This window comes from Ideonella paludis, from assembly GCF_018069865.1.
Lineage (GTDB): Bacteria > Pseudomonadota > Gammaproteobacteria > Burkholderiales > Burkholderiaceae_C > Ideonella > Ideonella paludis.
In genome coordinates this window covers 115,458-133,284 of sequence record NZ_JAGQDG010000004.1, presented here as the reverse complement: position 1 = coordinate 133,284, position 17,827 = coordinate 115,458, and the positions used below count along the sequence as shown (strand labels likewise).

The 17,827-nt window shown below is 62.9% G+C and carries 13 protein-coding genes and 1 pseudogene; 1 reads left to right on the top strand and 13 read right to left on the bottom strand.

Features of this window, described 5'->3' with window-relative positions; all coding sequences use genetic code 11:
* Positions 1–94: 94 nt before the first annotated feature.
* The 13 genes and pseudogenes from KAK11_RS11000 to KAK11_RS10935 form a co-directional block, all read right to left on the bottom strand.
* Entirely contained in the window at positions 95–1,057 is a 963-nt protein-coding gene (locus tag KAK11_RS11000; protein ID WP_210809178.1) for a bifunctional riboflavin kinase/FAD synthetase, read from the bottom strand.
* Positions 1,058–1,066: 9 nt separating this feature from the next.
* Positions 1,067–2,488 (bottom strand): annotated as a pseudogene (locus KAK11_RS10990) (response regulator).
* A 465-nt stretch (positions 2,489–2,953) separates the two neighbouring features.
* A complete protein-coding gene (locus tag KAK11_RS10985) occupies positions 2,954–3,640 on the bottom strand; it encodes a pseudouridine synthase (RefSeq protein WP_210809172.1) in 687 nt (228 codons plus the stop codon).
* A gap of 18 nt (positions 3,641–3,658) precedes the next feature.
* Positions 3,659–4,615 (bottom strand): P1 family peptidase, encoded by a 957-nt coding sequence (locus KAK11_RS10980; protein ID WP_210809170.1) that lies wholly within the window; start codon positions 4,613–4,615, stop codon positions 3,659–3,661.
* Complete coding sequence (locus tag KAK11_RS10975) at positions 4,615–5,748, bottom strand: acyl-CoA dehydrogenase family protein (protein WP_210809168.1); 1,134 nt, start codon at positions 5,746–5,748, stop codon at positions 4,615–4,617. Before KAK11_RS10975 ends, KAK11_RS10980 begins: the two co-directional genes overlap by 1 nt.
* An 18-nt stretch (positions 5,749–5,766) precedes the next feature.
* A complete protein-coding gene (locus KAK11_RS10970) occupies positions 5,767–6,966 on the bottom strand; it encodes an acyl-CoA dehydrogenase family protein (RefSeq protein ID WP_210809167.1) in 1,200 nt (399 codons plus the stop codon).
* Between the two features lie 119 nt (positions 6,967–7,085).
* A complete protein-coding gene (locus tag KAK11_RS10965; RefSeq protein WP_210809165.1) occupies positions 7,086–7,577 on the bottom strand; it encodes a type IV pilin protein in 492 nt (163 codons plus the stop codon).
* A gap of 1 nt (position 7,578) precedes the next feature.
* A complete protein-coding gene (locus KAK11_RS10960) occupies positions 7,579–11,853 on the bottom strand; it encodes a pilus assembly protein (protein ID WP_210809163.1) in 4,275 nt (1,424 codons plus the stop codon).
* Positions 11,854–11,864: 11 nt separating this feature from the next.
* Entirely contained in the window at positions 11,865–12,419 is a 555-nt protein-coding gene (locus KAK11_RS10955) for a pilus assembly protein (protein WP_210809161.1), read from the bottom strand.
* Between the two features lie 80 nt (positions 12,420–12,499).
* The gene (locus KAK11_RS10950) at positions 12,500–13,504 is read right to left on the bottom strand and encodes a PilW family protein (RefSeq protein ID WP_210809159.1); all 1,005 of its coding nucleotides are present in this window, start codon (positions 13,502–13,504) and stop codon (positions 12,500–12,502) included.
* On the bottom strand, positions 13,501–14,079 hold the full coding sequence (pilV, locus tag KAK11_RS10945; protein ID WP_210809158.1) for a type IV pilus modification protein PilV: 579 nt from the start codon (positions 14,077–14,079) through the stop codon (positions 13,501–13,503). Before pilV ends, KAK11_RS10950 begins: the two co-directional genes overlap by 4 nt.
* Positions 14,076–14,636 carry a GspH/FimT family pseudopilin gene (locus tag KAK11_RS10940; protein WP_310737787.1) on the bottom strand — a complete coding sequence of 187 codons (561 nt, stop codon included), beginning with the start codon at positions 14,634–14,636 and terminating at the stop codon, positions 14,076–14,078. The genes pilV and KAK11_RS10940 overlap by 4 nt, the downstream gene beginning before the upstream one ends.
* A 237-nt stretch (positions 14,637–14,873) precedes the next feature.
* The gene (locus tag KAK11_RS10935; RefSeq protein ID WP_210809156.1) at positions 14,874–15,518 is read right to left on the bottom strand and encodes a GntR family transcriptional regulator; all 645 of its coding nucleotides are present in this window, start codon (positions 15,516–15,518) and stop codon (positions 14,874–14,876) included.
* A 134-nt stretch (positions 15,519–15,652) separates the two neighbouring features.
* On the opposite strand from KAK11_RS10935, the gene scpA reads away from it, so the two are divergent.
* A complete protein-coding gene (gene scpA / locus KAK11_RS10930; RefSeq protein WP_210809154.1) occupies positions 15,653–17,812 on the top strand; it encodes a methylmalonyl-CoA mutase in 2,160 nt (719 codons plus the stop codon).
* Positions 17,813–17,827 lie beyond the last annotated feature (15 nt).

Here is a 17,827-nt window from a genome sequence, read left to right as displayed (position 1 = left end):
CTGCCGACGAGTGCAGGCGTGGCCATGGGCGGCCGGTGAGGAGGCCCAGGGTCCGAGCAATGGGGCAGCAGCGCGGGTGAACATGGGGCGCATTCTACCGGGCGGCCCACCAAGCCCGGGCATCGACCACATCTTGGGCGATGCCGGCCACCAAGGCGTCCAGGCCGTCGTACTTGCGCTCGTCGTGCAGCTTATGCAGGAGATCGACCTGCAGGATGCGCGCATAGCCGGCGTCCAGGGCCAGGCCTGCGGGCCAGTCCAGGCAATGCACCTCCAGCAGCACGCGCCCGGCGTCTTCAATGGTCGGGCGCACACCGAGCGAGGCCACGCCGGCCAAGGGCTGGTCGGTGAGGCCATGCACCTGGACCACAAAAATGCCTCGGGCCGCCGGCCGATGCGAGGGAAAGCGCAGGTTCAGGGTGCGAAAGCCCAGGTCACGCCCCAGCTTGCGGCCGTGCACCACATGGCCGCTGATGCTGTAGGGGCGGCCGATCAGCCGCGCGGCTTGCGCCATATCGCCCGCCGCCAAGGCCTCGCGCACGGCCGAGGAGCTGACCCGCAGGCCGTGGACCTCATAGCTCATCATGCGCGCCACATCAAAGCCTTTGGCCGAGCCTTGCTCATCGAGCAGGGCGTAATCGCCCGCGCGCTTGGCGCCGAAGCGAAAGTCATCGCCGACCAGCACATAGCGTGCGTTCAGGCCTTGGCACAAGACCCTGTCGATGAAGTCGGTGGGGCTGAGGCTGGCCAGACGGTCGTCAAAGCGCATCAGCACCACATCGTCCACGCCGCAGCGTTGCAGCTCAGCCAGCTTGTCGCGCAGCGGCGCAATGCGCAGCGGAGCCAGCTCGGGCTTGCCGGCCTTCTGGGCGAACCAGTCACGCGGATGGGGCTCAAACGTCATCACGCAACTGCGCAAGCCCCGATGGCGGGCCTCGTTGGTCAACAGCGCCAACATGGCTTGGTGGCCACGGTGGACGCCGTCGAAGTTGCCGATGGTCAGGGCGCAGCCTTTATCGGCTGCAGAGCGGGGGCGCTGGGCCCGGTAGATTCGCATGGCGTTGGATTATCTCGCCTGCGGCAGCCACTGGCTCAGCAGGGCGTGCAGGGTCTCGGCCTCGAACGGTTTGGCCAGGTAGCCGTCCATGCCGGCTTGCAGGCAGCGTTCGCGGTCGCCCTGCACCGCGTTGGCCGTCAGCGCGATGATGGGCAAGCGGGCTTGGGCCGGGTCAGCGGCTTCCAAGACCCGTCAGCGGCGGGTGGCTTCCCAGCCGTCCATCTCGGGCATCTGGCAGTCCATCAAGACCAAGTCCGGCCGTTGTTGTTCCAGGCTGGCCAAGGCCTGGGCGCCATGGGCCACGGTGCTGACCTTCAGCCCGAAATGCTCCAACAAGGCTTGCGCCACCATGGCGTTGACAGGCTGGTCTTCGACCAGCAGCACATGGCCGCTCAGCGGAGCCAAGGGGGCGCCGCTGGGGTGGCTGGGCACCTCGGGGGCGGGCATAGGCACGCAGCGCAGCGTGAAGTCAAAGCAGGCCCCGCCACCTGGGGCATTGCGGCAGCGCACATCGCCGCCCATGGCCCGTGCCAGCTCGCGCGAGATGGTCAGGCCCAAGCCCGTGCCAATATGGCCCTGGGTGCTGGTGTTGGCACTCTGTTCAAAGGCCTGAAAAATCCGCTCATGGTCGGCCTGGGGGACGCCTGGCCCGGAGTCTGTCACCTCAAAGTGCAACTGCGGGGGCGCGGCCTCTTCAGCGCTGGGCAAGAGCGACACACTCAGGCTGACTCGGCCCCCAGTCGGTGTGAACTTCAGCGCATTGCCCAAGAGGTTGTGCAACACCTGCTTGACCCTGGCGGCGTCGCACAACACATGCGTGGGCAAGTCGGGGGCCAGGGTCAGTTGCAGGCGCAAGCCGCGGTCGGCGGCCAGGGCGGTCAGCAAGTCGGTGACCTCATGCACCATGGTGATCAGGGCGGTGGCCTGGGTTTGGAGGTCTATGCGCCCATGTTCGATGCGGGAGAAGTCCAGCAGGTCGCCCAGCACGGTCAGCAGATGGTCGGCGGATTGTTTGACCACGCCGAGCCGCTCGCCTTGCTTGGCGTCCAGCGGGTCCAGCCGCATCAGGGCCACGGTGCCCAAAATGCCGTTGAGCGGGGTTCGCAGCTCGTGGCTGACGGTGGCCAGAAAACGGCTCTTGGCGGCACTGGCGTGGCGGGCCAAGGCCAGGGCGTCGCGCTGGCTGGCCGCAATGGCGCTGTTCTCGAAGCGCAGGCGCAGCAACTCCAAGGCACGCCGCTCGGCACGAATGGCCTCCACACTCAAGACGGCGAAGTACAGCGCCAACCCTGCAATCACATGCCAGGCGCCGTACTGCCCACTGCGCCCATACGCCACCGCAATGGGCAGCAGGCCAATGGCCAAAAAAGGAATGGCCAGGAGCCGATAGTGCAGCAAGGGGAAGAGGCTGACGGCCGCCACACCCACCATGCCTGCCAAGATCAGGCCATCGACCAACATATGGCCTGACTGGGAAAACAGCGCACCCATCAGGCCCCAACTGATGGCGTCTACCAGCAGCACGGCGGTGAAGATGAAGAGCCAGCGCCGCATGTGAAGGCGGCGCTGCGGGGCCCTGGCGAAGCGCAGCGACACCAGCAAACGCACCAAGCCAATCGCCATCTTGCTCAGGCACCAGCCCCAGGCGAGCTGCGCGCCAAAGTAAGGCTCCACCACATGGGCCACCACCACCGCGAAGAACAAGCCGGCGATCACCGGCGCGACGGCCCCTGTATGCAAGGCTTGCAGTCGCTCAAAGGCGATGTCCTCGGCAATGCCCGAGTCCGTGGGGGCCCGCCAGGCGCCAGGCGGGGCCTTGTCGGGTGCGGAGGAGGGGGCGTTCACCGAGGGCTCCAGAGGGAGGCGTGATGCCGGCTTTGACCGCAGCCTCGTGGCTTACTTGGGCCAGCCGTCCACCCAGCGCCATTGCCCGGCGGGCAAGTCGGGTGGCAGCACCAAGTGCCCAAAACTGCTGCGGTGGAGTGTCTCCACCCGGTTGCTGACAGCGGCCACCATACGCTTGACTTGATGGTACTTGCCCTCCGTCAGGGTCAGGCTCAGATGCAGCTCGCTGACCCGCTCGCAGGCGGCGGCTTTGACGGGCTGCGGGTCGTCATCCAGCACCACACCGGCCAGCAGGCGCTCGACTTGCTCGTCGCTGATCGGGTGCTTGCAGCCCACTTCATAGACTTTGGGCACATGGTGCTTGGGCGAGGTGAGCTTGTGGATCAAGGTGCCGTCTTCAGTCAGCAGCAGCAGGCCGGTGGTGTCTTCATCCAGGCGGCCAATGGGCTGCACGCCGCGGTTGCGCAAGGGCGGAGGCAGCAAAGTCATCACGCTGGGGTGATGCTTGGGCTTTTGCGAGCATTCAAAGCCCGCCGGCTTGTGCAGCAGGATCAAGGCCTTGGCATGGAAGGGCCAGGGCTTGCCCTCCACCGTCAACACCAGGCCGTTGGTGTCCAGGTCCTCATGCGGGTCGTCCAAGACGCGGCCGTCATGGCGCACCAAGCCTGCATCAATCATGCCGAAGCAGACTCGGCGCGTTCCAAAACCTTGGCTAAACAGAATCTGGCTGAGTTTCATGAGCCAGACTGTAGCTGCTCAGGGGAAATCTTGATGCGCGGGAAGGCCCGGCAAACCGGTGGCGGCCCGAATGGCGTTGAGTACAGCCTGTGCGGTGACCTCGGCAGCCAAGCTGCCCAGCACGGTCGGCTCCAGCGTTTTGCCCGCAGCGCCCGTGGCCAGCGAGAACAGCACGTCGCCATCGAAGCCCGTGTGAACCGGTTGCAGCGTGCGCGCCAATCCATCGTGGGCCATGGTGGCGATGCGTTGCATCTGGACCTTGCTCATCACCGCGTCGGTGGCCACCACACCGATGGTGGTGTTGGCCCCGGCCAGCAGCGCCTTGGGCAGCGCGCCGGCCTGCAGTGCAGCCAGGGTGTCGCGCAGCCCGCATTGGGGCGAGCGCGCGCCGGCCAACAAGCGCCCCGTGGCCGGGTCGCGGACATCGCCCACGGCATTGACCGCCACCACCGCCCCCACGGTGACACCTTGCACCGTGAGTGAGGCGGTGCCGATGCCGCCCTTCATGGCCCACTCGGGGCCAAAGAGCTTGCCGACGGTGGCGCCGCAGCCTGCGCCGACACTGCCTTGCTGGGGCTCAGCGCTGCTGGCGGCCTCGCAGGCGGCATAGCCCGCCGCAGCATCGGGGCGGATGCGGCCGTCGCCCACCCAGAGGTCAAACAGCACGGCAGCCGGCACGATGGGCACGCGGGCTGCACCCACGGCCAGGCCATGTCCACGCTCGTCCAGCCAGCGCATTACGCCGCTGGCAGCATCCAAGCCGAAGGCGCTGCCGCCACTCAAAAGGATGGCGTGCACCTGCTGCACGCTGTTGCTGGGCGCGAGCAGGTCACACTCGCGTGTGCCGGGGGCTGCGCCGCGCACATCAACCCCGGCCACCGCACCGGCTTCACACAAGACCACGGTGCAGCCCGTCGGCCGCTCAGCATGGGTGAAATGCCCCAGCTTGAGGCCAGCGACGCGGGTGATGCTCACTAGCCAAACACCCCGGCCGTGTCTTGCATGCGGGTGGAAACCTCGCCCAGGTGGTGCAAGGTGTCGCCAAACTGCATCTCCAGCATGGTCAGGCGCTTGAAGTAATGGCTGGCGATGTACTCATCGGTCACGCCAATGCCGCCATGCAACTGGATGCATTGCTGGCCGACAAAGCGGGCGGACTGCCCCAACTGCACCTTGGCTTGGCTCAAGGCGCGGCGCCGTGCGGGTGCGGGCTCACCCAGCTTCAAGCTGGCGTAATAGCTCATGGAGCGGGCCAACTCGAGTTGCATCTTCACGTCGGCAATGCGGTGGCGCAGGGCTTGGAAGCTGGCCAGCGTGGTGCCGAACTGCTTGCGCGTGTTCATGTAATCGACCGTGATGGCGGTGAGCTTGCCCATCAGGCCCACGCCTTCGGCGCACAAAGCGGCAATGCCGATGTCCACCGCTTCCTCCAGCACTTCAAAGCCTTGCTCGCACACCAGGGTGGCGGCGCAGGCTTGAAGTAGCAGCTCCGCAGCACGCGCGCCGTCTTGGGTGGCATGGCCGCGCACGCTGCAGCCGGCGGTGCCGGGCCGCACCAAGAACAGGCCGATGCCGTCAGTGGCGTCTACGGCGCCCGAGAGGCGCGCAGGCACGATGAAGGCGTCGGCCTCGTCACCGGCTGGCACCACACTCTTGCTGCCCGTCAGCAGCCATTGATCGCCCGAGCGTTGCGCCTGCGTGCTGACATGGTGGAGGCGATAGCGCGCAGCGCGCTCTTGATGCGCCAGCACCACCAGGGCTGAGCGCTCGGCGATGCGGGGCAACCACTCGGCCTGCACCTCGGCCGGGGCCGCTTGCAGCAAGGCCGGTGCCACCAGCGCGCCGGCGGCAAAGGGGGCGTTGACCAGGCCGGTGCCCAGCTCTTCCATCACCACCATGGCCTCCACGGCGCCAAAGCCCATGCCGCCGTGCTCGCTGGGCACAGCCAAGCCGGTGAGCCCCAAGTCGGCCAGCTCTTGCCACACGGCACGAGTGGCGCCACCGGCCTTGGCCAGATGGTGACGGCGCTCAAAGCCAAAACCCTTGTCGACCCAGCGCGCCACGGCGTCGCGCAAGGCCAGTTGATCGTCGGTGAAATCAAAGTCCATGACTCTCTCCGCAGCCTCTTAACCCAGCACCGTCTGCGAGACGATGTTGCGTTGGACTTCGTTGCTACCGCCGTAAATGGTGGTCTTGCGCAGGTTGAAATAAGTGCTGGCCAAGGGCGCGCAGTGGTGGGCTGCACCGGGCCACAGGCCGCCCAGCGCGGCATCGCCCTGCCAGCCGGCGTCCATGGCTTCTTGGATGAAGGGCAGGGCATACGGCCCGGCGGCTTGCATCATCAGCTCGGCATAGCGCTGTTGGATCTCGCTGCCGCGGATCTTGAGCAAACCGGCCACATCCAGGCTTTGCTTGCCGCTGCGCTCGGCACTCAGCACGCGCAGCACCATCATCTCCAGGGCCACGATGTCGACCTCCAGCAGCGCGATCTGGTCGCGGAAGCGCACATCGTCCCAAACCCCTTCGGCTCGGGCAATGCGCTTGAGCCGCTCCAGCTCTCGCTTGGCGCGGTTCACATCGGCGATATTGGTGCGCTCGTGGGCCAGCAGGTGCTTGGCATAGGTCCAGCCTTTGTTTTCCTCACCAATGAGGTTATCGGCGGGCACGCGCACATTGTCGAAAAAGACTTCATTCACCTCATGCTCACCGTCGAGCATGATGATGGGGCGCACCGTGACGCCGGGGCTCTTCATGTCGATCAGCAAAAAGGAAATGCCGGTTTGCGGCTTGCCTTCATTGCTGGTGCGCACCAGGCAAAAAATCCAGTCACCATACTGGCCCAGCGTGGTCCAGGTCTTTTGGCCGTTGACGATGTAGTGGTCACCCACCCGCTCGGCGCGGGTCTTGACGGACGCCAGGTCAGAGCCTGAGCCCGGCTCGCTATAGCCCTGGCTCCACCACACATCACCCGACGCAATGCCGGGCAGAAAGCGGGCCTGCTGCTCGGGGCTGCCAAAGCTCATGATCACGGGGGCCACCATCACCGGCCCAAAGGGCACTATGCGCGGTGCGCCTGCTAATGCACATTCTTCTTCAAAGAGGTGCTTTTGAACGGCATTCCAGCCAGGTCCACCAAAGGCCTTGGGCCACGCATAGCCCAGCCAGCCCTTGCGCCCCAAGATGCGGGCCCAGGATTGCATGTCGTCGCGGCTGAGGCGCAAGCCACTGTGGACTTTGCGGCTGATGTCGGGCGGCAGGTGGGCCGCGACCCACTCGCGAACTTCTTGGCGGAAGGCGAGCTCTTCGGGGGTGAATTGAAGGTCCATAGGGCTGCGGTTTTAGCATGCCGGCGCTCGACAGGCTTGTCGCCGCAGCGACAAAAAAGGCGCCTACCAGGCGCCTTAAGGGAAAGCACGGGGCGCTGGCCCCTCGCTGAGCTAAGGCCTCAGCGCCGCCAGCACTCTTCTGTGGCGTCGGTGGCCTTGACGCTGGTGCCTTCGAGTTGGCCGCGCAAACCCGCGCTGTTCAGCGCCAAGGTGCCACAAGCCGCATCGTCGGTGGCTTGGCTGCCTTTGGGTGTCGCTGATAACACATAGGCACTCTGGCTGATGGCTGCAAACTGGATTTCGTAGTGTGTCGTGCTGCCACTGGTGGGGGTTTTGCTGAAGCCCATGCTGACCAGCTTGGCGTTATCAATGGCGGCACCGGCCAAGTCTTTGTCGTACCGGTAGGTCGCGACCTGATTGCGTTCCATCCAGAGTGCCACCTGCTGCATCATGGCCTTCGCTTCCGCCCGCCGGCTCTTCACCAAGTAGTTGTTGAAGGACGGGAAGGCAAAGGTGGCCAAGATGCCCACAATGGCAACAACGATCATCAGCTCGATGAGCGTGAAGCCTCGTGGCCTCTGGGCACCTGGAGAAAGGGTGCGGCTGTGCATATCAATAGACTTCCCGCCAGGACATACGGCCTAGCTGTTTGGGGTTGGCGTGCGTGGCATTGTTCGGTTGACCCTTTTTGGGGCCCTCCGACCCGAACGAGTTTGGCGCACTGACGTCTTGTCCGGCACTGGGGAAGACTAAGGACATGCTGTTCTTGCCCGTAGAACTGTCCAACAAGATGGCCGGTGGGCCAAACTGGTTGCCGCTGATGGCCATGGCCGCAGGGGTCTTGCTGCCATCTACCAGGTCATTCGAATCGATCTTTCCGTCGCCATTGACGTCAAAGGTGTAGCCTGCCGGCGCACCCGTGGTGGGGTTGAGCTCAAACAACCAAGACTGAGCCCTTTTACAGGCCGCTGCCGAGGTGTCCGTTTTGCCCGGCTGAACCACGGGGTACATCACTAAGCCGGTCGGTTGCAGTTTGGTGGCCCCTACCAACTGCTCAGTCTCGCCAAGCGCCAGGTACCAGCCCTTATACGTGCCTGAAGCGTAGTCAATTTTTTGAGCGCTGACGGTACGGAATTGAATCTTTCCTTCCTCGGCTTTGGTGGTTTCGAAGGTACTCAGCAGAAGTTCTCCCTCCAAAACCTGCTTCAGGTCCCCCTTGTCCACCAGACCATATAGGTACTGGGTGGGCTTGCCATCTGCGAGGGCTTGGATGGGGCTGAAATAGTGACCTGTACCGAAAGTGACTTGCCAGCACTGACGGGCCTTGTCCGCCGCACAGGCACCTTGCACGGTATTGCGAACTGCAGTTGGCACCGTGTAGATCGGTTGGTTGCCAATTGTTCGGAACAAACGCGTCACCTTGCCACTCTCTGGCGTACCGGCTTCAGCGAGGTTAGAGAGATCAAATCTCCACAAATTGCCTTGAATGTCTCCCGCGTAAGCCACATCCACATTGCCGTCGCCGTCGGTGTCGACTGGGCGCGGTGTTGAGAGACCGTTGTTGAACGCCAAGCCTGGTTCCTTGGCCCCGTCCTTGAAGACGGCCGGGACATCGATACGACGCCAGCGTGTCGCAGTGCCACTGGCCGGTGTGTCGAGGTAGAAGGCGTAAAGAACAGGGCGCCCCGTGCCACTGGGTGATCCAGCAATGCCGTCCGCGCTATCTACACCATTGCCCACCAGTACGGCCCAGCGCTGTTCACTACCGTCCTTGACTCGGACGATCTGATGTGACCCCAAGGTCTCGTCAAACGCAGGCTGGCTGACGATGCGGCCCAAGTCTGCCAGGTCATTGACACCTTCAGAACGCGTCGGGTCACCCAATGTCGCATTGGTGTATTCGAAGATGACGCCTTTGCCCTTGGTGGGATCAGTACCGGAAATGTCCAGCGCAGTGATGGCACGCGCGCCTTGCCCGTAGGTGATGACGCCGACGGCTGCCCATCCGTCGGTTCCCTTTCCATTGAGGTCTGCGTGACCAATCATGGGTATGGCATCGACAGAGTAAGGGCTGAGGTTCATCTCCGCCAAAGTGCTGTCTGTCATCCGGTTGGTCAGCTTCAGCATCACATCAGGGACAAAAGTCCAAGACTCTGCAAGTGTGCCGCTCTTGTCAAAGCTGAACGCATGCAACGCTCCGTCATTGCCGCCCCAGAGAGCCACGGGCGGCAGATTCTTGCCGATGGTGCTCGCGCGGTACTTGGTGTAGTCCTTGAAAAGGTTCTCAGGCAAAGACGGCATGGTGTTGCGGTTCAGCACAACAGGGCCAGAGTTGACGACAGGACCTAGCTGCTTCACCCGGGCGCGGAAAGGCCCGTCAGTGCCAAAGTGGTAGTTGACGCGGTCATTGCCTCGGTTGTCCAGCACACCCGTGCGGTCGGTATTGAGCGCCGTTTGTTGTGCGGGACTGGCTGCGGCGAGGCTCAACTTGTAGGGTGTCATGGTGCCTTCGAGCCCGCTGATTGTCGGTTTGGCTGAGAAGACCGGGCGGCTCAAACTGGTGGTGAGCTTACTCAATGCCGTCTGCTTGGTGCTGGCATCAACATTGCCTGATCCGTCCAAGTTGTAGGACCAGAGGTCACCCGTGAAACTCGACATGTCAAAGCGACCTTGGAGAATGCGCGTGCGTCCATCCGGGCCTGCAATCGTGTCGCTCAAGATGGACCGCGGAGACGTCACCGCGCTGACGGCCGCGTAACCTGAATTGGGCAAGCCAGGCATGAAGGCCATGGATGCGTAGATGGTGTCGTCGTAGATGTTGTCGGGGAGTTCGAACCTAGCCAGGTCCACCTTGGTCTCGCCACTGATGGGGCAGCTTGGGTTTTCGGGCGTTTTGGTTTCGTAGCAAAGCTGAATCGGATCGCCCTTCCACGTGACGTCCATGCCCATCTCTTGGGTCGTGCTCAGGCCACCGTTGCCGGTCATCTGCACGATGACCCTCAAGCGCGGGTACTGCGCATACGGGACGGTGTTGGCATCGACCTCGCCCTTTTCGGAGAGGCCAATTCTCAGATCGTAGGTGCCCGGCTCCATATAGCGCACGGGGTTGTAGAGCGGAGGCAGTTGCGCCCCATTGGCATCTTGCAGTGTGACCTTGACGGACTTCAGGCCGCCGGGCACGTTCCACTTCAGCGAAGGCGAGATGCGCACCTTATCCCAGGCCACTACTGTCGCCTGAGTGGCATCACAGCGGTAGTACTTGGATGGGTCGACATCCATGGTCTTGGGTTTTTCAGCTTCGCTGCCGTCTTTGCAAGCCCCGCCGGTATCAACGTCAAACAGCAAAGCCCGCGCAGCATCGCCCAGGTGAAGCACGCAGTTGGCGCGCGTGGGGTCCATATTGGTGGTGTAACCCTTGGCTTGTACGTCTGTGCGCTTTGGGTAACCCGGGCAAACGGCATTCTTGGCGAAATCAAAACAGCTCACGCCATAGCCGTTGCTTTGGCCGGTGATGAGGCGAGTCCCAATGACCGCACCGGCATTCCACGAGTAATGGTAGGAATTGCGAACCCCATAGCTGCCACCGTTCCAGTAGGTTCTGGGGGCAAAGGAGTTGTTCATGAAGTAGGTTTGGGCTTCGGCACTGGTCTGAAAGCTCGCACCGGCAATGGTGTAGCAATTGGTGCCGAAGCCGTCACAGACACCCTTGGGTGTGCCGTCTGCGTCGTTGTTCAGAATCGGCATCACGCCACCAAATTGGCTGGGGTTGCCCGCCGCGCTCCAGCCCGCACAGGTGCCGCCACGTTCTGCATCATGGCAGAACACCTTGCCTGCAATGGCGAAGAACACCTTCTTCAGATCATCGCCTTTATTGCCAAATTTGGAGGAGACGGTGAAGGCGCCAATGTTGGGGTAGGTGGTCCCGCTGATGTCGTATTTGGTTTTGCCGCAGCTCACCTTGGTCTTGATGTTCACGCAATGCAAGTCACCATTGGCCGCCAGCACAAAATACTTGTCGCCAATTTGCTCCAGAGGGGCGTGGTTGCCACCCCAATTGCCTGTGGTGTAGGTGCCCAAATTCAGGGAACCGCAGGAGACCAAACTGTTCAAGTTGACGCACACGACATCCAACGCGTTGCCACGCTGCCCGGCGACAAACAGTTCCCCTGTTTCGTAATTGATGGCCTCCATCGGGTTGTGAACCATGTAGTAGGTTCTGTCGGCCGTGCTGGCGGCCTGCCCCGCAAAACGTGCCAAGCCAAGACCAGTGCCATTGGACGGGAAGTTGGGGCAAGCTGCTCCGGTGGCGGCCACGCGGCAGTTGAAATACTGACTGTTGGTGTGGTGGTTCAGTACATAGAGGTTCTTGCCGAACGGAATGATGCGAAAACCATCGCCGGTTCCAGTGAAGTCCACGGTGGTATTGACGACGCCAAAGTCCACTCTGACCATCGGCCCCATCTTCCATTTCACACGGGTCACCGGCGTACCTGTCGTCGGCTCTGTGGTGGTCCAGCCGCTTCCCTTCACAAACCACTCAAAGCTCATGTTGGGAGGTACCACCAACTTGCCCTGAATCCACTTGAAGTCTCCAGTACCCAAGGGATTCTCAAAGCTCGTTTCACCCGTTGCTTCAAAGGGAGACCCGATGCGAGATTGAAGGTAGGTAATCCACTTCACATCATCCAGACGGGTGATGCTGTAGGTGCTGTTCAGCGTGGGTGAGGTGGCTGGGCCGATCACCTGGCCCCGCATGTCCACCGTGCTGGCTGTCTGCGCCGGTAACGCTTGGCTCTGCGCAAAGCTCCACATGATCGTGCTGACGCCCATCAAGGCGATGGCAGCCACGGCCGCTTTGCGGACGAGTTGGGTCAGTGGCAAAGCCATGAGGCGACGGCTTACTTGCATGGTCGGTATACCTCTTGAAGATCCACAACCGTGGCGCGGGTTGCCCCATAGCCACGTGCGGTGATACGAAACAGGGGAGAGGGTTCGTTGGTGGCCGCTAACTGCGCGTCCAGCACGTCAATGTGATAGCGCGGCTGGGCTTCCACGCCAGGGACGGGGGTAGCCCGAGTTTTGGTGCCCAAGGGCACGGCACAAGCGCCTGTGGTGCAAGTGGCTTCATCCCATTTGATGTCGGCCGGCTTCTCAGTAGGAGTTCTGCCCAGCAGGCGCATACCTGGTTCGTCTTGGGTGGGCATCATGGCCGAGCAGGTGGGGGCCAGCGACAAGCAATAGGCGTTGACCAGCGGCTCTTCTGCGTCTGTGGTTTGCTTCAATTGGCCCTTATCCCAAACTTGGCAGGTGACGTCCGCTTCGGCGTCTCGCAATGCGGCCTCAGCGGCTTGGCGCGCCAGGGCCAAATCACGCTCGTTTCTGGAGGTCCGGAACTGGCCGACCACGCTATTGGTTTGGGAGAGTGCCAGCAAGCCCAAGAGCAGTGCAAGCACCACCACGGTCCAAAGGGCAACGCCTTGTTGGCCTCGACGCTTGAAACGGAGGGCCGGATGAGAGGGGGCGGGCCTGAAGCTCATGGCATGACGGTGGCACTGCGAGTGCTACTGCGCAAATTGATGGTGGTGCGGTGCGCACGGCGAATGCGGCCGTCGCTCACACTGGCGGGATTGCCTGCGCAGTCCACATTGAAGACGTTGGCGCTGGTGCTGCCTGCGGCCAAGCTGCCGGGCTCGCCGACGGACAGCACGCAAACCTGAACAGCGACCACAGAGGCCCAGCCGTTGATCATCGCCTCGATGGTGCTGGCTGGCACGAACTGCGACACCGCACTGGAAGCGTTGTCGGTGGCCTGAGAAGCGGCATACAAGACTTGAAATTGCTCAATGTCGGCGGCCACCTGAACTGGCTTGGTGGGGTCTCCGTTGCCGCGGCACATCAAGCGCCGATTGTCGGCGTCCAAGTAATAGCGGTTGATCACCACGTCGCCTGCAGGGCTGGCGGCGGCGTTGTCTTTGCGCGTGGGGTTGCCACCGCAGTCGGTTTGGAAGCCGCGACTGTCACTGAAAGTGTCTGTCAGGCTGGGGGCCACCCAACCCTCGGGGCTGGAGAGGACTTGGTAGGCGACGCTTAAAGAGGACTTGGTGTTGTCGGCGTCGCAGGTGAAGTCCAGCAGCTTGGCTTCGTTCTTAAAGGTGCCGCTGCAGCCTTTGATGGAAAAGAGACCGGGGTAGGTCGCTGAGGAGTCCAGAGAAAGAAGGCTTCCGTCACCGGCGCTGGGCGCGCCCAACTGGCCGTCTGAGGACGCCAACACGCTCCACTGGCCATCTTTTTCCATCAGGTCCACATGGCCCGCGGCGCGAATCTGCTGGGCGATATAGCTGGTGAAGCTCTGCCCGCCGTCGCTGACGGTGGCGGCGCCGCGCATGGAGCGCGCCAATTGGGTCGAGGCCAAGAAGGTTGAAAGGGCAGCACCTGCGAGCAGCAAGCCCAAGAGCATGGCCACCATCAGCTCAATCAGCGTCAGGCCGCGCTGTGGTCGAGCATTCCGCGGCACTGAGAGAGTGAAGAAGGACTTCAAGGGCGAACCTCCATCACGTAGCAGCGTACTTGCGGGGGTGCGGCAAAAGCAACGGGGCAGTCCGCTCGGGTGTCGATCACTTTGCCTTCTTTGTCGCGGTCAAGCACAGGTTCGTTCCATCCCACCACGATTAAGCGCACATTGCCGTTATCTCCACGCGTGATGCTGCCGACACCGCCGGGAAGGTTGGTCTGAACTTGCACTTGCCAACTCGCCAAGTCGTAGCTCGCTGCACCGGCCGCGGTGGTGCAGGCATTCAAGGGCGTGGGCGCACGGCCCGGAGCTGTAAAGAGGCCACCACAAGCGGGTGTTGCGACTTCTGCTGAGCCGGCTGCATAGGTTTGCGCCAGCACATAGCTGTCCATGGCGGCTGGGCTGGAGCGGATGCGCTCTGCCATGTCAGAGGCTAGGCTGGCAGCTCGTCCCATGAATAAGGCGGAGCGCTCTTCCTTGGCAGTCTTGGCCAACAACAGGGCTGTGCCCAGAAAGCTCATGGACAGCACCATCATGGCGGCCAACACTTCAAACAAAGCCAAGCCGGCCTGGCGCCTTTTGGGGTGCAGCGGGGGTTTCATGGTGTACATCCTTTGGCGCTGGTGCAGTCGGCCTGGGCCAAGGTGCGTGCGCGCCCGGCGCGCCCCAGCACGACGTAGCGCTTGTTGCTCACTTTTTCATCACTGAATCTAAAGGTCAGCGCATCGTCCTTCAGGCCGATGGTGGCGCCCTGCGGGTCCATGGCGATGGGCGTGCCTGGGAGGTCTACCGTGGCAACGAGGGTGGTGCGGTTGTCGAGGTTGGAGCGGACTTGGATCACCGCTTCGTCGCCGTCGACCGTGCGGTCGTTGTCGGTGTCTTGGAACATCACCCAGCCGGCGTTCCAGTTGGCGGCACCGGCCTGGCAGCCGCCCGACACGCTGCGCGGGCACAACACCACCACCTGCCGGCGGCGCTGGGCCTCACTACGGGCCAGAGACACGGTGTCTGAAAACTCAGCCGCCAGAGAGTTCTGCCGCATGTCCACCAATGGGTTAACAAAGTCTGCGAGCGCGATCGTCGTCAAGATGGCCATCACCGCAATGGTGGTCATCAATTCGATCAGGGTGAAACCCTTGGAAGGGGAGGGCTGTGCCACAGGCAGATCTCGCTGGGTTGATGAAGGAGGTGAAAGCAGATCGGCGCATTCCTGGTGCAGGTCAATGCAGCGTTCACGGCCGGATTTTCTGGCTGAAACCCTTTCTCATCGCGGTATGGGCGCAAAAACACCCTTTAAGTGCGCCATTTTCTAGGGTTTGATGCCCTTCGCTACGGCGCTGGCGATGAGCGGCACCATCGGGTCGATGGGCGGAAGATGGGTTTCGGCCTTGTGGCTTCAGGCCGCAGCGGCCAGGCCGTTTTGAAAATGGGCTTGCATCAGGCGGCCGGCCGCTTCGGCGTCGCGAGCGGCCAAGGCGGCCATCAGCGCGCGGTGCTCGGCCAGGCTTTCGGCCAGTCGGCCTTGCTTGAAGAGCGAGTGATGCCGGTTGAGCTTCATGACCTTGCGCAGATCGTCCACGATCTGCTGGCGCCAGCGGTTGCCAGCCAGGTCCAGCAGGCGGCGGTGGAATTGCTCGTTGACGCGGAAAAACTCATCCCGTTGGGTGGCGCTGGCCTCCAGTTGGGCATGCAGGCCCTGCAGCTCGGCCAAGCCCTCGGGGCTGGCGGTGCTGGCCACCTCGGCGGCGGCGTCGCTTTCCAAGAGCCCCAGCAGGCGGTAGACCTGTTGGACATCCACGCTGGACATCTCCGTCACATAGGCGCCGCGCCGCACCTTCATGGTGACCAAGCCCTCGACCGCCAGCACTTTCAAGGCCTCGCGCAGCGGGGTGCGGCTGATGCCATATTCCCCGCAGAGCTTTTGCTCGTCGATCCAACTGCCGGGCTCCAGCGTGCGGGCAAAGATTTGCTCGCGCAGCCGCTCCGCCACCTGTTGGTAGAGGGCGCGGGGGGCGAGGGTGGTGTCGGCGTCGGCAGGCACGGCGTAGGGGTGTCAGATCGCTGTCAAGTTTGAATTCATAATTATGCATCATGTATCATTGACGGCAAGCGCTAGAAAGCCTGCCCCCAAGATCGCCCATCCAGAGCCCCTGCAGCGGGCGACCAGGAGTCCTCATGTCCACCTCCAGCGAATTCAATCCCGCCAGCCTTGAACAATGGGCCAAGGCCGCCGCCAAGTCGGCGCCCGGCGGCGACATCTCCGCCCTGAACTGGCAAACGCCCGAGGGCATCAGCGTCAAGCCGCTCTACACCGCCGCAGACACGGCCGACCTGCCCTACACCAACACGCTGCCCGGTCTGGAGCCCTTCATCCGCGGCCCGCAAGCCACCATGTATGCGGTGCGGCCCTGGACCATTCGCCAATACGCGGGCTTCTCCACCGCCGAAGAGTCCAACGCTTTCTATCGCAAGGCCTTGGCGGCCGGCGGCCAAGGCGTGTCGGTGGCCTTCGACTTGGCCACCCACCGCGGCTACGACTCGGACCACCCGCGGGTGACGGGCGACGTGGGCAAAGCCGGTGTGGCGATTGACTCGGTCGAGGACATGAAGGTCTTGTTCAACGAGATCCCGCTGGACAAGGTCTCGGTCTCGATGACCATGAACGGCGCGGTCTTGCCGGTGCTTGCCGGCTATGTGGTGGCCGCCGAAGAGCAGGGCGTGTCGCAGGACAAGCTCTCCGGAACGATTCAGAACGACATTCTGAAAGAGTTCATGGTGCGCAACACCTACATCTACCCGCCAGAGCCGTCGATGAAGATCATCGGCGACATCATCGAGTACACGAGCCAGAACATGCCCAAGTTCAACTCGATCTCGATCTCGGGCTATCACATGCAAGAAGCCGGTGCCAACCAGGCGCTGGAGTTGGCCTTTACCCTGGCCGACGGCAAAGAGTATGTGAAGACCGCCATGGCCAAAGGCATGGATGTGGACGACTTCGCCGGGCGGCTCTCCTTCTTCTGGGCCATCGGCATGAACTTCTATCTGGAGATCGCCAAGATGCGCGCCGCGCGCCTCTTGTGGTGCCGGATCATGAAGGGCGTGGGCGCCAAGAACCCCAAGAGCCTGATGCTGCGCACGCACTGCCAGACCTCGGGCTGGAGCCTGACCGAGCAAGACCCGTACAACAACGTGGTGCGCACCACCGTGGAGGCTATGGCCGCGGTGTTTGGTGGCACCCAGTCCCTGCACACCAACTCCTTTGACGAAGCCATCGCGCTGCCCACAGAGTTCTCGGCACGCATCGCCCGCAACACCCAGCTCATCATCCAAGAAGAGACTCACATCACCAATGTGGTGGACCCGTGGGCCGGCTCCTACATGATGGAGTCGCTGACCCAAGAAATGGCCGACAAGGCCTGGGCCATCATCGAAGAAGTCGAAGCCATGGGCGGCATGACCAAGGCGGTGGACAGCGGCTGGGCCAAGCTCAAGATCGAGGCCAGCGCGGCCGAGAAGCAAGCCCGCATCGACTCTGGCAAAGACGTGATCGTCGGCGTCAACAAGTACAAGCTCAAGAGCGAGGACTTGATCGAAGCCCGCGACATCGACAACGTGGCCGTGCGCGATGGCCAGATCCTGCGCCTCAAAGCCATCAAGGCCAGCCGCGACAGTGCTGCTGTGCAGGCCGCGCTCGACGCGCTGACGGCTGCCGCGCAAAGTGGCCAAGGCAATCTGCTCGACCTGTCCATCAAGGCCATCCGCTTGCGCGCCACGGTGGGGGAGGTCAGCGATGCGCTGGAGAAGGTGTATGGTCGCCACCGTGCCGACATTCAGAAGGTGACCGGTGTGTACGCTGCTGCCTATGACTCTGCCGAAGGCTGGGACAAGCTGAAGGAAGAAATCAGCGCCTTTGCTGAACAAGCAGGCCGCCGCCCACGGGTGATGATTGCCAAGCTGGGCCAAGACGGTCATGACCGGGGCGCCAAAGTGGTGGCCACCGCCTTTGCCGACCTGGGCTTTGATGTGGACATGGGCCCCTTGTTCCAGACCCCCGAGGAATGCGCCCGCCAAGCGATCGAGAACGACGTCCATGCGGTGGGCATCTCGACCCTGGCCGCAGGCCACAAAACCCTGGTGCCCGCCATCATTGCCGAGCTGAAAAAGCAGGGCGCCGACGACATCATCGTGTTTGTGGGCGGCGTGATTCCGCGCCAAGACTACGAGCAACTCTACGAGGCGGGCGTCAAGGGCATTTACGGCCCGGGCACGCCCATCCCGGCCAGCGCCAAGGATGTGCTGGAGCAAATCCGCTTGGCGCAATCCGCCGCCTGATTGCGGGCCGCCGCC

What these genes read in the sequence shown, in the direction of transcription:
- KAK11_RS10985 (WP_210809172.1), bottom strand. Translation starts at nt 3,640, where the DNA reads ATGAAACTCAGCCAGATTCTGTTTAGCCAAGGTTTTGGAACGCGCCGA.
- scpA (WP_210809154.1), top strand. Translation starts at nt 15,653, where the DNA reads ATGTCCACCTCCAGCGAATTCAATCCCGCCAGCCTTGAACAATGGGCC.
- KAK11_RS10960 (WP_210809163.1), bottom strand. Translation starts at nt 11,853, where the DNA reads ATGGCTTTGCCACTGACCCAACTCGTCCGCAAAGCGGCCGTGGCTGCC.
- KAK11_RS10965 (WP_210809165.1), bottom strand. Translation starts at nt 7,577, where the DNA reads ATGCACAGCCGCACCCTTTCTCCAGGTGCCCAGAGGCCACGAGGCTTC.
- KAK11_RS10970 (WP_210809167.1), bottom strand. Translation starts at nt 6,966, where the DNA reads ATGGACCTTCAATTCACCCCCGAAGAGCTCGCCTTCCGCCAAGAAGTT.
- pilV (WP_210809158.1), bottom strand. Translation starts at nt 14,079, where the DNA reads ATGAAACCCCCGCTGCACCCCAAAAGGCGCCAGGCCGGCTTGGCTTTG.
- KAK11_RS10975 (WP_210809168.1), bottom strand. Translation starts at nt 5,748, where the DNA reads ATGGACTTTGATTTCACCGACGATCAACTGGCCTTGCGCGACGCCGTG.
- KAK11_RS11000 (WP_210809178.1), bottom strand. Translation starts at nt 1,057, where the DNA reads ATGCGAATCTACCGGGCCCAGCGCCCCCGCTCTGCAGCCGATAAAGGC.